The 17,533-nt window shown below is 38.0% G+C and carries 6 protein-coding genes; all 6 read right to left on the reverse strand.

What is annotated here, in order from left to right; genetic code table 11:
- Positions 1-109: 109 nt before the first annotated feature.
- Positions 110-4,201: an ATP-binding protein gene (locus tag L1272_RS19380; RefSeq protein WP_235374117.1), complete on the reverse strand. Its 4,092-nt coding sequence runs from the start codon at positions 4,199-4,201 to the stop codon at positions 110-112.
- A gap of 277 nt (positions 4,202-4,478) precedes the next feature.
- Positions 4,479-7,301: a TonB-dependent receptor domain-containing protein gene (locus tag L1272_RS19385; RefSeq protein ID WP_054553672.1), complete on the reverse strand. Its 2,823-nt coding sequence runs from the start codon at positions 7,299-7,301 to the stop codon at positions 4,479-4,481.
- A 709-nt stretch (positions 7,302-8,010) separates the two neighbouring features.
- The gene (locus tag L1272_RS19390) at positions 8,011-10,782 is read right to left on the reverse strand and encodes a TonB-dependent receptor plug domain-containing protein (protein WP_054553673.1); all 2,772 of its coding nucleotides are present in this window, start codon (positions 10,780-10,782) and stop codon (positions 8,011-8,013) included.
- Between the two features lie 397 nt (positions 10,783-11,179).
- Positions 11,180-12,064, reverse strand: coding sequence for a class I SAM-dependent methyltransferase (locus L1272_RS19395; protein WP_054553674.1), 885 nt, complete (start codon positions 12,062-12,064; stop codon positions 11,180-11,182).
- Positions 12,065-12,181: 117 nt separating this feature from the next.
- A complete protein-coding gene (locus L1272_RS19400; protein ID WP_161804355.1) occupies positions 12,182-14,830 on the reverse strand; it encodes a TonB-dependent receptor domain-containing protein in 2,649 nt (882 codons plus the stop codon).
- A 240-nt stretch (positions 14,831-15,070) separates the two neighbouring features.
- The gene (locus tag L1272_RS19405) at positions 15,071-17,419 is read right to left on the reverse strand and encodes a DNA polymerase II (RefSeq protein WP_235374118.1); all 2,349 of its coding nucleotides are present in this window, start codon (positions 17,417-17,419) and stop codon (positions 15,071-15,073) included.
- Positions 17,420-17,533 lie beyond the last annotated feature (114 nt).

Below are 17,533 nucleotides of genomic sequence, written 5' to 3' on the forward strand. Positions count from 1 at the left end.
GAGAAATCCAAGTCGTTGGTCTGGTGAGACCAGAAACTGGGATAAGATCGGAAGCGTGGAGTTAAATCCGGAGAATAAAAAAGAAGCAGCTTAACAGCTCAGGCGACAACTACCTTGAAAAACGCCGATATTGAAGCATGACAAGCGCTCCTTTCAGTTTATGAATAGCAGCAGACACTTTATCCAACTCATCACTATTGAGGTGACCTTCTAACGTACTCAAATCATCCTGCAAACTATTTATAAATACCTCTGCCAACATTTTTGCATCACTTTCGTTACCAAAAACATTAAGCCAATGCTCTATATCTTTGATCCCTTGCAAACTTACATTCTTACTATCTGTAATAATGTTTTCATCGTCTTTATTAAGATCAATAAATTCTGCAAGCCGATTATACAATTCATTAAGTTTATACGGCTTAAACAAAACACTGTTCATGCCTGAGCTGAGAGCTTTATTTAAGCAGGTCTTAGAGTCATCTGCAGTAAAACCGATAATTGGCAAGTTCTGGAATTTTTCTATCGTCCTGATCTGTTCGGCTAACTTAAAACCATCTAAGTGAGGCATATGGCAATCTGTTAAGAGTAGATCAAAGTCCCCTTCTTCAAGCGCCCTTAAAGCAGCTAATCCATCCTCGACCATTACAGCTTTTATACCTAATTTTTGACATTGTTTTTCAAGTAATAATTGATTAGTTTTATTATCTTCAGCAATTAAAATCTGGCCATATAAATGCGCTTTATCTGGGCTAATTATATCTAAGGTGGTATGAATATTATTAAGTAGCTCTCGTAATGAATCGGGATAAAGTGGTTCGATAGGTAGTAAATGACAATTACAATCATTTACTTGTTGAGTATTTCGGCTTGATGGCACAATAGTATACTTAGCAGCAATGCCTGCTTTTTTAGCACGCCACTGCTCTCCTAGTAACTCAACCATGTATTGCTCATCAATAATTAAATTTTCAGTCTGACTAAGTTCAGATAACTCCAAGGGCCAATCAAGTATGGTATGTTTGACTGCCATGGTTCCAAGCAGCCGGACCAGCTCTTCACTTTTACTACAAACAATCCAATACCCAGATGATGTGCTTAATTGAGGCTTTTTAGTATGTTGCAATGGGATAGATAAATAAACATGCGTCCCCTTGCCGTATGTGCTAGACAAAGTGATACTGCCTTGCATCGCGTCAACCAGCTGTTTTACTAGCGCTAAGCCTAAGCCTGTTCCGCCAAATTGGCGTTGAAAAGAGTTATCGGCTTGCTCAAATGGTTTATAGATTTGAGCAAGCTCTTCAGTTGTCATCCCCTTACCGGTATCTGTAATTGTGATATTTAACAACTGTTTCTCAAACTTTACCTCGCAAGTTATTGAGCCCTGACTTGTGAATTTAACTGCATTACTTAGTAGGTGTGATAAAACATGCATTAAATGATTAATATCAACCGATGTCGATGTGTAAGCAGCAGCCAGCCAATTTAAATTGAAATGAAGTCCCTTCTGTTTAGCCTGATGTTCATGTGCTCGTAGAATGCGACACAAATGAGTTTCCAAATCAACATTCTCAACCACTACTTCGATGTTACCCGTACTAGTGTCTGCAAAATATAGAATATCATCAACTAAACCTTGTAGTTTAGTTACTGAAACCTCAATGTGTTCGATTAAAGTAGATTGCTCACTGTCTACCTGTGATGATTTTAAAAGCTCAATAAAACCATTTACCCCAGATAAAGGTGTCCTTAATTCATGACTCATCGTCGCAATAAAACGACTTTTAACTAAATCAGCTTGAAGCGCCTGTTGGTTGGCCTTATTTAATTCAACTTGATGATGTTTGAGTAAGCTAATATCTAATAAGATACCATTCCACCTAACCCCTTGTTGTATGTCATTGCCTTTTGTTTGTGCATTGGCAATATAACGGCACCAAACTTTTTGGCCAAGATTATTAATTCTAAACTCAATATCAATCATGCCTTTGCGCTTACTTGCTTGCTTAAAGGCTTTAGCTATTTGCACCCGGTCTTCATCAACAATACAAGGGGAAATACATCCGGTCATACCGCGGCTATTGAGTTGTCTTGATGTTACCCCCAATAAACTTTGCGCCCCTTTGCTAATATAGGTATAACACCCTTCACCATTATCATAATATTCATACTGAAATACCCCGCCAGGGATAGTATCAGTAATCGTTTGTAATAATTGTTGAACCGCTTGGTTTTCCCTTTGAAGGTTATGATGTTCAGTCAAATCAGTGATGACGGTCATAATCCCTGCCAACTGACCATCAACTCCAAGATATGGCTTTTTAGTGTAGAGAAGCTCAAGCTTCTTTCCTACTTTATTGGTAAAGTTCATTTGACGATTAAAAACTTTTCCAGAGTGCAAGCTTTGCTTATTTTGCGTCAATAACTGGCTAACTTGTGCTAAGTCGTCACGTAAATACTGTTTTTTTTCGTCCCATAAATGAGCAAAATTATCCTTATAGGCTTTGTTCCACATTATCCTTTTTTGCTCAGAATCTTGTATCACTACCATTGTAGGTAAATCGTCGATGAGTTTTTGAGTGAAGTTCAATTTACTTAACGCAACTTGCTCAGCCTCTTTTCGTTTTGAAATCTCACGGTTTATGGTAATCCGCCAGCTAACAAAATAAATAATCGAAATACAGATAAGAATTAAGGTTAAAATTGCAGTTGTATTAACGGTGGTTTTGTCATATCCACGCTCGATATTAAAAATACCATGACGATTGACAATATGATTGAAGTCATTGCTCGTTAGTGTTTTGAAAAGGCTTTCAAGTAAACTGACTAATTCAGTAAAGTTTTTATTCACAAGGAAATAGATCGGCTGATTATATCGGTATTTAGGGTTGATATAAAATTCGCCTATGTAAAACTGATTCAATTGATATGCCGCAATGCTTTGCGGTAAGATAACACTATCAATCGTGTCGTTCCTCAAAGCATAAAAAAGTGTCACAATTGAGCTAAATGACACCGTTTCTAAATTCTCAGCACTTGGCAGCTTCTTTTTTGGATCTGCAAACAGATCTATATAACCAATACGCTGAGTTTTACTCGAACGTTTAGAAATTAAAACCATTTCTACGCTTACGTGCGGCGGTAAAGCAATCAAAACACCTTCATTAATTCTTGTTGGTGTCATCGTCGGAATGAGATCGATCTTATTCGCTAAAAATAATCTTTCTAATTCTTTGGAATTTGCAGCAGGGATATATTTAAACTGGAACCCACTTCGTTCAGATAGTAACTCAAGGGTATCATTTAAATAGCCTGTAGCTTCGCCAATTTGATTTGTGTCATTAATTGGAAACAAACCATCAATAAACGAGAACGTAAGTAAATAATTATTGTTGCCTTTCACACTTACTTTATTGAATTCACGTTTGAATTGACTATAGGCTTTTGCGGCCAAATATTCTTCACTTGCCGAACTTTCCCATAATTGTTTCGTGGTTGGAGAGATAGATGCTAAAAAAGAATTAACTTGATTACGTAAAGCCGTCTTCTGTTGGTTGAACATGACATGAAATGTTTCACTAGAAAGCCAGATAGGACTTACAACTTTAAGACCGTCTTTACCACGATTTTTTAACTGATGAGACAAAACTGAATAATCACCTAAAAAAGCATCAAATGAGCCATCCGCCACTTTTTTAAACGCATCATCTGGTTTTATAAAGCGATTTATATAAAGCGCCCCATTTTCTGCTAGATATTCGCAATGCGAACTCCCAGTGATACAAACCCATCGTAAACTAGCAAAGTTCTTTAAGGCACTATTCGCAATAGATTGATTTACAACTATTCCTCGAGGACCTTCCATAAAGGGTGTTGAAAATAAATAATGTTTTTTACGTTGCGTGGTTTTATTCAATCCAACCGCAAAGTCTATTTCACCAGCTTTAAGTCCGTCCAGAAGCTCGTCAAGACTGTCGTAAACTCGGTACTCTAAATCGGCACCAGCTAAACGCGCTATTTCGTTACTGTAACCAACAATTACACCAGTATATTGACCATTTGCGTCTTGGGTGTGATAAGGAAAAAAATTATAACTTACGATACCCGCTTTGAGTTGCGTCGCAGAAGCAATACAAGAGAATAAAAGCGTAATAGCATAAAGGTAAAAGAGAAATCGTCGTTTCAGAACTAAACCAAGCAAAAGTAAATAACTAGCTACATTCTAGCAGTGAAATTTAAATACTCAATTTTTGTTTAAAACTAGCTACTATAAAAATTAACAAATAGATGATTCGATACAGACGTACAGTCGCCATTCGAATAAAGATTGCGTTAATTATTTAAAAATAGCATGCGCATATTTTCCACCTCTAAACTATTGCAAAAGCCAATGGGTATGAAGTAAGAAATAATCAAGAGCAGTTAATTAAACTAAAAAAACCCACTTTAGTCAGTGGGTTTTTATTGTTATTTACACATTAAAAGCTTTGTGAGTATCGGAAGTACAATTGACGACCAATATCAAAGCCACCGTAATATGAATAAGTAGAACTTGGGCCTGAGTACATAATAGGACCACGTTTATCAAATACATTGTTAGCACCAATAGAAAGCTTAGATTCCCATGGCGTATTATAAGTGAACTGTAGGTCGTTAAATGTAGTAGAGCCTACTTTATTTTTAGGCACAACTACACCATTAGTCCAATCACGTTGGAAGTTTGGATCACTACAACGGTCTTCAAAATAACAGTCCTCACGCATTGAAGAGAAATAACGCATCGCCCAGTTTGCACTGAAATCTCCATACGTCCAATTCAAGCCAAAGTTAGCACGTGTTCTAAATGTATCTCCATGACCTACATCTGATTCAACTTTAGTTGTTGGATCATTTGTCGATTTTGAATCATATTTTAGTAAGTATGTGCTATCTAGAGTTGCACGGAAGTCACCAAAACCAGTTTCAAATGCATATGCTAATGATAGATCAATACCTGATGTTTCAGTGAAACCAGCATTGCGCGTACCATATGTTAAATCGTTAACAATTGAGTTGTTCGGATCACGTGAAAACATTGCACATCGTGATTCATCACCGCCAATATAACAATCTTTTAAGATCTCATTTGGTGAGTCAGAAACTACCGTGTCAGTGATTTTAATACTCCACCAATCAAGGATGATATCAAGGTTTTCAACATAACTTGGGTTGTAAACAAAACCAACGGTTTTACTGACAGACTCTTCTGGTTGTAACAGTGGATTTGAACCACTATTGAATGGCACTGGTGTTTGAGCTGCAGGGCCAGTCGTCGGCACAAAGCCTTGTTGTAACTGACGGTAATCAGCTGGTACATCTTGTAAACAGCGCGCAGAGCCAGCTGCTGTACCATAAACTGAATCACATGGATCGATAAAGCCTGTTGTAAAAGTTTGAGAACCACCACCATACAAGTTACTAATTGTTGGAGCTCGGAAGCCTTCAGCCCAAGTACCGCGAACCAATAAATCATCAGTTGGACGCCACTCAATGCCTACTTTACTGTTCGTTGTATCACCAAAAGTACTGTAATCTGAGTAACGAGTCGCAAGACTAACGTTTAGAGACTTAGCACCAACAACATCAGATAAAATAGGAACATTTAACTCTGCGTAACCTTCAGTAACATCGTAACCGCCACCCGTTGCACCAGATGCAAGAGTAGTACTTTGACCGAGTTGCGCTAGTGCATCAGGATTATACTCACCCGACTCTTTACGATACTCAGTACCAACAGCGAAAGTTAATGAACCTGCAGGTAACTCTGCAAGTAAACCACTTATGTTAGCAAAGTACATTGTTGTTTGAGTTTCACCACGATAATGCAGTGTAGGATACAAGAAGTCTTGTACATCAGGATCTGCTAGCGAGTTTTCAACAGGCCCTGCACCGAAGCCTGCTAAAGGATTCCACGCAACACACTCAGCTGATGAAATTGGATCATCTTCAGTACCACACTGAACTTCTCCCGATGCGTTTAAAAATGAAGGGCCAGTAGCGGCTTCAATAGCAGGCTTATAGAAGTTACCGTTGTCTACTTGAACAGTTGTGCTCTTGCTGTAAACACCACCAACATCCCAGTCAAAATAACGATTAGCTAACTCGAAAGAGCCTTCTAATGCGGCAGTAAAACGTAAAGTATCTTGATTACTTTCAGTTGTACGTGGAACTTCCCAACCACGACGAGTAAATGAAACATCTTCGCCAACTGGGTTAAAATAGCTATCACCACTTAACACAAAGCCATCTGACGCTGATTGATATGGATAACCTGCTACCTGACGTAACGCTTCACGTTCACTATATCCGATATCACTTGTAAAACTTACACTATCAGTAATATCGTAGTTAGAGCTGATATAAAGAGAGCGTGCACTTAAAGGCGTTTCTAAATGCATTTGGTCAATTGAATTACTTGAACCATTTTCATAAGTTTGCGGTTCAAAATCGTCAAAAGATGAAGCATTGCCTGGGCGCTTAGCAACCCACCATTGATCATTATAATAAAAACGACCATATTGACCCACTAAAGTACGGTTATTTGGAATATCATAACCTGGATATGACACTTCTGAGAAAGAACGGTCTCTCGCCCATACATCACTTTCATCACGCCACTCAGCACCTAAAGTAATTGAACCCTTTTCTCCCGAAAAGCCAGTGACCATACTAATGTTTTTCTTCTCACCATCACCATCGTCATAGCCACCGCCGTATACTGTGAACTCAAGACCTTCATAGTTTTTACGAGTGATAATATTAACAACACCAGCCATTGCATCTGAACCGTACATTGCAGACGCGCCATCTTTTAACACATCAATACGTTCAACCATTCCCATTGGAATAGCCGAGATATCTTGATAACCAGAGGTAGTAATACCCAAACGCTTACCATTGATTAAAACTAAAGTACGGCTGGCTCCTAAGTTACGAAGGTTGACGTAGTTACCACCCACATTCTCACCAGACACTAATGGCTCAGAACGACTGATTGGCGGTGAACCAGCTGCAGACATATTTTCAATCAAATCAATAACAGATGTGAAACCTTGATTAGCAATATCTTCACGACTTATTGTTTGGATTGGTTGTGCTGTTTCAAGGTCAGTAGAGCGAATACGTGACCCCGTTACTTCGATACGCTCTACTTTTTCTGCACCTTCATCTGCAGCCACTGCAGAAACTGAAAATGCTGACGTTGATGCTGCGCCAAAAGCAATTGCTAAACGCACTGCTTTTGAAACTTTATTATTTAACATTTGAATCTCCCTGGTCATATCCATGTTATGACTCTATTAATTTATTTAAACCCATAAAAGGTACTAGTACCCTTTAAGGGAATTAAATACTAATAGTATGGAGAGTTTTTGGTCAACAGCTTTTTAACTCATTATTTTCAATGTAAATTTTTTAAACAAACAACATCCCACAATTAGAGATAATAAGTTTACATAATTTAAAACCACTCATTAACAAATAAAATTAAAAGCATAAAAAGCAGGTGAAAATGGTTTTTTTATAGATATAAAATAAAATTTTTAGATTTACTATTCATGTGAAGAATTAACAAAAAAGACTTTATCGCATTAAAAAAATTAAAAAATAATTACCAAATTGTTTAAACCCAGAAAAGGCAATTACTAACTTAAAAGTGGTTGCAAAAAACCGTAAATTGTAAACAAAAAGAAAAGGGGTTAACAGCAATGTGGTTTTTTAAATCTACTGATAAATGAGCTTTTGTCAGTATGATTATTTCAAGTGACTTTCGAGTTATAAAAACTTACATACTCCTAAAATCAAGAGAGCAACAGTTAAGAAAGCAACCACATGGATAGGAAGGAAAAAACCTCATAAGATTTATGTGGTGAGCAAATGAAAAAACCATTTAAAAATTCATCATACTGGTATTTAAAAAGTAAAAAAAAAAGCCACTCTAAGAGCGGCTTTTAAATCGTTTAAGTTACTAAATTAGAACTTGAATGTTGCACGTAAATAAACAAAGCGATCCATGTTAACGTCATACTCTGTTACAGAGAAGTTGTTAGTTGAGATAGCTAAGTCATTATTTAGGTACTCAGGAGATGGCTCTTTTGCAAATAAGTTTTCAATACCTAGAGTAAACTTAGTATTATACGCATCCATCGAGTAACCTACTGAAACATCGTGTACTGTGTATGAACCGATTTCTGCCGCCATACCTGGGTAGAAAGGTGTGTAGCCTAAAACGTCATAGTAGTTTTGCATACGATCTACATAGCGAGTTTGCCAATGAGCATCAAAGTCACCTAGTGCCCAATCAAGTGCGAAAGTACCTTTATACTCTGGGTAACCAGCATCACCATATTGGATACCAACTTGGTCTTCACCATCAAACTCATTTGTCATTACGTAAGAAACGTCTAATGAAGTACGGAAACTACCATATTCAGTTTCGAATTTATACGCAGTATAGAAATCGATACCTTCAACATTGTAAGTACCAGAGTTTTGCAGGAAGTTACGTAAGTCAGTTACGTTACCATTAGCATCACGGTCGATGTAGTCACAAGATGCTTCATTATCACCTGTAGCACATTCATTAAGAATACGTGAAGCACCATATCGACCGATAGAGTTAGTTACTTCGATGTCATAATAATCAACAGTAAATTCTAAACCTTCAATTGCGCTTGGGTTATAAACAAAACCGAATGTTTTAGACTCTGATTCTTCCGGTTTTAGATCCGGTGAAGAAACATTCGTGATACGGATTTGAGTATTAGCTTGGGCGTAACCATTTGGTACACCAGCACAGCCAGGTAAATCAGGAGTAGACCCATCTACTGAGTTACACGGGTCAGTAAGTGTAGGATATGAATCCGAGTTACCAGCGTATAAATCAGAGATAGATGGAGCACGATAACCTTCAGCCCATGTACCGCGTAACAATAGATCATCGATAGGACGATATTCAACACCAACTTTAGCTGTTGAGTTGCTACCGTATGCACTATGGTCTGAGAAACGAATTGCAGGAGAAATTGATAAGCCATCGATTACAGGAATTGAAAGCTCCACATATGCTTCATCAAGACGGAAGCCACCAGAAGTTGCATCACGTTGGTTACCTGAAGTTTCACCGCTTTGTGTTAATGGATCTGGAGTGTCATAGCCAGATTCTTCACGGCGCTCAAAACCAACAGCCATACCAACAACACCTGCTGGAAGCTCAAAAGCATCGCCTGCAAAGTTTAATGTGTAATCTTTCAGTTCAAGACCTTCACGAGAAACACTATCAAAAGTAACATAATCGATCATTTCTTGAGTTAGTGAACCTGCTCCGCCAAATAGATTTAGAGGCACACAAGAAGTCGCAGCATTACAGTTATCGCCTAAAGCTTGGTTGATACGAGTCAGGTTTAATAGACCTGTAGTATATACATCTTGGCTATTCTTACCATAGATGTAAGATGCATCCCAAACCCAAGAAGTGTCGCCGATACCACCTTCAAGACCGACCATTGCACGGTATGTAGTATCATTTTGACGATAAATACGGTTACCAGCTTCAACAAAACGACGTTGACCAGCAAACGGGACATAACCTTCTACACCAGAGCGCGCAGCATCACCATAAAGTGTTTCACCGAATGGGTTATAAATGTTGTTTTCATGAATATCAACACGGCTGGCAGCTGCACCAAAAGATGCACCTATAGTCAAAGGCATTGCCGCAAGTAATTGAGATGATTCACGATTAGTCATCATGAAATCTGAAACAAAGCGAACATCGTCGCTGATGTCATAGAAAGCTTGAACGTAGAAACTATTACGCTCTTGCGGTGTAACTAAATAGTTTTCTGGAGCGTAGTTGTATACATCACCGTCACGATCACGGAATGAATCAAGACCAACAGATGAACCGGCACCATTAGGTACTAGATCAAAACCTGCATTTGATTCACCAGCATTGTTCTCAGTGTAGCCTTGTGCAATTAATTGATTACGAAGATCAGAGCTAATAGAGTTAGAGTTCAGGCGAAGGCGGCCTTTTTCTGTAGTAGAGCTGTTACCCATAGAAGAAATGTCACGGTCACCTGCCCAGATTTCTTGTTGAGTTACGTGGCTTAGATTTAGCATTAAACCACCACGTTCAGAAGTAGTACCAACAGTCAAATCAGCAGAGTACTGACGACCATCGTTGTACTTCATATTTTCACCGCCATAAAGAGATAGCTCAACACCATCGAAATCACGGCGCGTGATGATATTTACAACACCAGCAATTGCATCTGAGCCGTAAATAGCTGAAGCACCATCTTTAACTACCTCAACACGCTCTATTGAGGCAGCAGGGATTGAGTTTAAGTCAACAGTTGAGCCTAAAGAAGAAACCCAGCGCTTGCCGTTAACTAATACTAATAAACGTTGCGCACCTAAATTTCTAAGGTCCATATTGGTAGCACCATTACCACCGTTATTGAACGCTGTGTTTAACGCAGCACCAGCTGCAGGAATTTGTTGAAGAATATCACCAATGCTTAATTCACCGGTTGCTGCAAGATCTTCACGGCCAATTACTAAAACAGGGCTCGCACTTTCTAAATCGGTTCTTTTAATACGTGAGCCAGTTACTTGAATACGTTCTACTTTTTCAGCGCCTTCTTCAGCAGCAATCGTGCTTGCTGAAAATGAAGCGGCTGAAGCTGCACCAAAAGCAATCGCTAAGCGAACTGCTTTCGAAACTTGATTATTTAACATTTGATTCTCCCTGGTCATATTCATGTTATGACTTTATTAATTTATTTTTAACTCTAATGGGCCACAAATAACCCTTTAGAGGTAACAAATACTAATAGCAGGCAGAACTTTTGGTCAACTTTTTTTTAACCTTTGTTTATAAAGAAATTTTATAAAATTCACATTTAAAAAACAATCCAAAAAACTTGTAACTTTAATGTTTTCAATAATTGCAAAAAGCAAGACAATAACCACTTAAAAAGCAATTAAACTGAAAAAAAGATGCAAAAAACACAACCACCCAAAATAATTAATTTCATTTTTTAGAACAAAATAATTATACAAAAAAAGAATACACTGAACTAGAAAAGTAACATTGGTTTTCTAAACACGCTGTTTATTTTGCCTTTAAGGATTATCATGAATTACATTTACTTCCATGAATATAAGTAGCGAGAATGTTGCAACTTTCATAACCAAGAAGCTGACCATCCTCCACTTCGATACTTAAAGCTTTTAATTGTTCTAAAATATTTTTTGTGTTTTTAGCAGCTGCAACTAACTCAGAAAGTCTTTTAATTAACAAATCAAGTTCTTCCATAAATAAACGATACGCTTCTTCAAAGTCTAAATTCCCGTGTATATTTTGAAGTAAGAATTCTATAAAAGCTGGAAGGTTTGTACCTTTCAACGCTTCTTGCTCATACTTAAAATGAGTGATTACCTTAGCTTCAATCTCTTCAACAATTTGCTTTGATAGTAAAAGATTAGAAGAACGAACCGATTTGACGAGCCTTATCAAGTGATTTTCAATATCACTTTTAATGAAGTTTGCGGCCTTTAAAATTTTTTTGTTTGGTTTAACAATTATAGACTCTGGATGATGACAAACAAATGTGAAAGATCCACCACTTGAAAGTACACGATAGATTTCATCAATACTTTGACTAACTTGACTATACTCTAATGAAAATTGCGCTATTACATTGGAAAATGCATTATCATTGAATGGTAAGCACTCGACCGAAGTCTTAGCTAAAAAGGTACCATTAATGCTTTGGGTGACACCTTTGTGCATCTCAGCTTTGTCTATTCCATAACAATTAAACTGATTATTATTTTGAATCAGTTCTATCAAAGCGCCATTTCCAGTACCGACATCAAGAACAGTTGAATTTTCTCCAAATTTTTTAGCTGTAGCCTCCCAAAACTCCTTTAACTCACCTTCATAATTCTTTTTAAACCCACTCCCGAAAGACGTTAAGTGACCTCCGCTCCAATACTCGGACCAATGACTACTCATTATTCACCCAACTTTAGCTGTAATTTTTTATATATGGTCATTTTATAAACTTACTAATAAAGGCCTCAGGGTACTTAAAAAGCCCCTAACGGGGCTTAAAATTTAAAGTGATTAGTATTAGAAGCTTATGCTATAACCAGCAAATACTTCACGACCAATATGACCTGCATAATATAAAGTATCGTCATTCCAAAACCCGTCATCATCTTTAACAACACCTTTGTCGAACAAATTACGTGCGCCTAAAGTAAATGTGCCAAATGATTCTGTGTAATACTTAATATTGATATTATGTGTTACATATGTTGGATCGTGATTCTCACCTTTGTAACGGAAGTTTTCAGGGTTACCGTCACCTAGGTCAAGATACTGATCTTCATATACCGATGAAATCAGGTCAGTTGTCCATGCAACAGATAAGTTATCCATCGAATAATTAATGTTAAACTGCGAGCGCCAATCAGGTGTACCTGGCATACCTATGAAGTCTTGAGAAGGTCCTGAAAAGTAAACATCCCCAGCAGATTCAAGCAAGTAAGTTGTTGTATTTCCGAAGGTAAAGTCACCAAAACCTGTTTCAAGTTTATACTCTAAATTTAAGTCTAAACCTTTTCTAGACATATATGCGCCATTTTCAGAACGTGTAATCACGTCACCTAAAACAGCACCATTTTCGTCACGCTCTAACTTAACACCTGGGTATTTAGCCATCAGGTCATCAAGTTGACCCCCAACTTCAGCATTAATTAAAGACTGTACAGTAATAGATGAGATTACGTTTTCAACCTCTAAAGAGAAGTAATCTAGTTTTACTGCAAAGTTCTCAATACCTGAATAAACAATACCCGCATTGATATATTCTGATTCTTCAGGACCTAACTCGTCATTACTTTGAATTAAGTTATCAAACTGACGAGATTTACATTCTGAGGCAGAAATTCCTTGAGCTTCACAAGCTACATAATCTGTAGCACTTGTTGCACTAAACGAAGTTGCGGCTAGCAATTCATCAAGAGATGGAGCGCGGAAACCTTCTGAATATGAAGCACGTAATAAGATGTCATCTGTTGGGCGATACTCTAACTTAACGCTTGGATTAGTTACTGAACCAAAATCGCTGTAGTCATCGCGACGCAAAGCTGCGCTAACGATTAAATTATCAGTGAATGGCATTGAAATTTCATAGAAGAAAGCTGTTGTGTCACGCTCACCCATTGCTGAGTTACCTGCTGAACCACCTATAAGACCAGCTTCAGATTGTGCATCATACTGCGAATCAAACTGTTGATCGAAATACTCACCACCAAAGTAGTGCTGGATCTCACCGCCTGCTAATTCACCTAAAGCAAAACCAACACCAAAGAAGTAATGATCCATTTCGTTTTGGTTTTCAGTATAAGTTGTTGAACGAAGATTATTAATACCTTCTTCAGAACCTAAATCAATGCCATATTTCTCATTGTAAGCTAAACCTGAATAGCTCAAGTAGTAACGACCTACTGAACGGTAGTCTAATTTAGCTTTATGATATGCGAATTCCCAATCTATTGAGTCACCTGCGATACCTTTTAAACCAATCATATAGTCTTGCTGGTAATCTGTAACAAGACCATCGCGATTACCAATACCGTACCAGCGGAAGTAGCCAGTTACTTCTTCATCATATGGATTGTGCTCATTTCCAGCAGCCATATTATTCCATTTAGCTGCAGGCGGAGCGTAACGACCAAATGAGTCATTTCGGCTAAGCATAGCACGCGCATATAACTCAATATCGTCCGTTATATTATAGTTTGAGCTAACCATAATTGAGTCTTTGTTAGTCGAGGCCATGTTAGCTGACACATTAGCGTATGCATAGCCACACACCTCACCGCCACCAACACCACCAAGAAGTGAGCCTTGGTCTAATACCCCAACAAAACCAGGTACAGAACTTGCTAACTCATCACATTTCGCTGAAGCAACAAAGCCGTCAGGGCCTAAAATAGTTGCGCCATAATAACTTACACCAACTGTTTCATCATAAATTGAAACTAGGCCATCACCATTAGTATCTTCCCAAGAAGCAGCTGTATACTCACGATCTTTATCGAATATTGCGCCTTGCTCTTGATGGTCATAGACAAATGTAATGTTACCCTTTTCAGAGCTTACACCAAACGAAACTGACATTTGTTTAGTATCGGCACCTTCATTTGATGGACGACCGAATTGAACATCAAAAGATGCACCTTCAAAGTCTTTTTTAAGAATGATGTTGATAACACCCGCAATTGCGTCTGAACCATAAATAGCAGAAGCACCATCTTTTAGAATTTCGATGCGTTCAACTGCAGCCATTGGAATCGAGCTCAAGTTAGCTGCTGAACCACCTAGAGAAGGTGAACCGGCAACACGTTTACCATCAACAAGTACAAGAGTACGATCACTACCAGCACCTAATAGACTAACTGTTGATTGCGACTGAGCTGAAGAGCCTGAGCTTGGAACAAATGAGCCGAAGCTGTTAGAAGTTACACTGCGTAGAGCATCCGCAACTGAGATACGCCCCTGCTCTTCAAATTGAGCTGTTGTAATCACTTCAACTGGGCTAGCGCCCTCAAGGTCTGTTCTTTTGATACGTGAGCCAGTAACTTCAATTCGCTCAACCTTTTCAACCTCATTTTCATCAGCAGCAACAGATGATGCAGAAAATGCAGCTGTCGATGCAGCACTAAAAGCAATCGCTAAGCGAACAGCCTTAGAAACTTTATTATTTAACATTTGATTCTCCCTGGGCCACATAGTGTGGCTTTTTTTAGCATAAGCTTGTTTATTATTTGTTACCGCAACTGTGCTGCGGCCAACAAATAATAAACAAATCAAAATAAATTTCCAGGGTTTTATTAATAAAAACACAACAAAAAACACAACAAAAACCCAAAAATTAACAAAAAAGAATTTGTTAAACTGAAACAACTACAACATAAACATGAGGTTAAGGAAGAAGATACAAAAAGAATATCAAATGAGAATTATCTGACCATTGGGCTGAAAGGGATTGTTACAAACTAAATCATTAACAATCACCCTCACAATTGGTAATAACTGCTTATTGACATAAACTAAATAGTCATAATTATGTTTACCCATGTAGTACTCGACACCCTGAGTTGTATAAACATATTCAATTATTTGACCACGCTGAAATGCAAAATGTGGGTTTTCAGCTAAATACTGCTTAGCTGCTTTTGCATGAGGAGGGATGTTTTTTTGATAATCAGCTAGGTGCCGGCCTAATCGTTTGCGATACACGAGTAATGAGTCAAACTCTCCCGCATAGAGTTTTTTAACGTACCTATCAAAGGCTTGTATTATTAATTCTTGACTGTAATTTTCGGAGAATAAAATCTCAAATAATTCTATTTGAAACTTGTGGGCAAGCTCTGTCCAATCACTCCTAACGGTTTCCATACCTTTGAAGACTAATTTTGAGGTGCCATCTTTTTCGACTTTTCCTACATAGCGCTTTTTAGACCCTGTTGTTTTTCCTCTAATTGTGGGCATAAAAAATGGGCTATAATGGGTTTCGTACTCGATCTCTAAGAAACTGTCTATTCTATAATCTTGCTGTAATACACGCTGCCAGCGTTTGTTAATTTTTCTTGCCAGTACCGTACCAATTTCATTACAGTTTAGTGAATTTAGATCATCATCAAGCTTAACAAAAGTCGAATCTGTATCACCATAAATGACTTCATAACCCCACTCTTCAATCCATTGCTTGGTTGTTTGCATAATTTCATGGCCGCGCAAAGTAATTGAACTCGACAATCGCGGGTCATAAAAGCGACAACCTTTCGAGCCAAGTACACCATATAAACTATTCATGATGATTTTGATTGCTTGAGAGAGCATAGGTTGTTTTTTGTCTTTTGCTATTTGTCTGGTCACTGACAGCTCACGAATAAGCTCAGGTAAATGATGCGCAGTGCGTGAAAAGTGCGCCTGATTAAATCCTTCGATTGCATTATCTGGACTTTTTAAACCTTCAATAAGACCGAGAGGGTCTATGCAAAATGTTCGCATTATTGACGGATAGAGACTTTTGTAATCAAGCACCAAAATATTCTTATATAGGCCAGGCTGCGATGACATGACATAACCACCAGGGCTATCAAAACTTAAGCCATGATCGCCTAAATTAGGGGCTACATAGCCACTTCTATGCAGTAACGGCAGATAAAGGTTAGTGAAGGCTGCAACTGAGCCGCCCATTCGTTCTAATTCAAGCCCTGTAAGCTGGCTTCTTACAACTGCAAAATCAAGTAACTTAAGTTTCTCAAAGATCCTCATCACTAAAATACAATCTTGCCTGTTGTAGTTAGCAAGAGACAGTTTGTCTTCATTAAACTGGCGAATAATTTCTTCAAGACGATTATCTGTATTTATTAGCTTCTCTTCGCCAAGCTCAATACTCGCTACATTGGCAAGACTAAAACTATCGTAATGATAAGTAGCGTTTTTTAAGGTATCAATACCATCAACAACTACGCGTCCTGGTATTGTAATACGGGTAAAATTACCTTGCCGCAGCTGCATTTTTTCTTTATTGCGGCCAAGCGGCAATTCGACACCGAGTGCTTCTGCACGGGCATGTAACACGCTGAAGTCAAACTCAATCACATTCCAGCCAATAATCACATCAGGGTCCACAGTTTCAATATGTATACAAAGCTGATTGAGTAAATCAATTTCATCTACACACCAATGAAGATTAAATTCAAGTTCACTGGTATCTTGTGGCTGGCCTATCATCAATACGGTATCTATATTTGCCCCAACTAGACCTATTGAAAATAGCACTCCTTCACCATTACATTCTATATCGAGTGACAAACTTGAAAACTGCGGTGTAAAATCGCTATTTTTTTTGAACTTAGTATCCGTTAAAACAGGATATGGGTGGCTTTTTATTTGTCTTCCTTGAGCCCAAACTGCCCCTTTAATGAAACGTTCCATTAAAAATCTATCTATAGGACGAATATCATCTTCATATACTTTTATATGCTGTGCTTTGAGTCGTTTCGCAGCATTGTAATAGTGCTTTAAAGAAGAAAAATAACAAGAAACAACTTGTTCCTGCATAAAGCTCTTCAGTGCCACAGGTTTCATTTCACAAAAAATACCATGCTCTGAAAACACTCTATTCGCAGCGTCTATTTGTGATTCATTAATAAAGAACACTGCTTTTTGTGGTGTGCTTATTAATTTAACTGGCCCTTGCTTAGATAAAATCCACACCACAATCGAAATACCCTTAGCACTATCGTAGCATTGCGTGGAGAGAATAAAGCCGGAGGCTAACTGCATGTAATTAAACCTTTTTAATATAATTTAGGCATATCAGTTAAGCAAAGCTAAGTTGATTAACTAATTAAAGTAACAAGTCGCTTGTAGTTGCCCAGTTAAATCTCTAAAATTCAT

Origin of the sequence: Pseudoalteromonas sp. PAST1, assembly GCF_021532515.1 — a bacterium.
GTDB lineage: Bacteria > Pseudomonadota > Gammaproteobacteria > Enterobacterales > Alteromonadaceae > Pseudoalteromonas > Pseudoalteromonas simplex.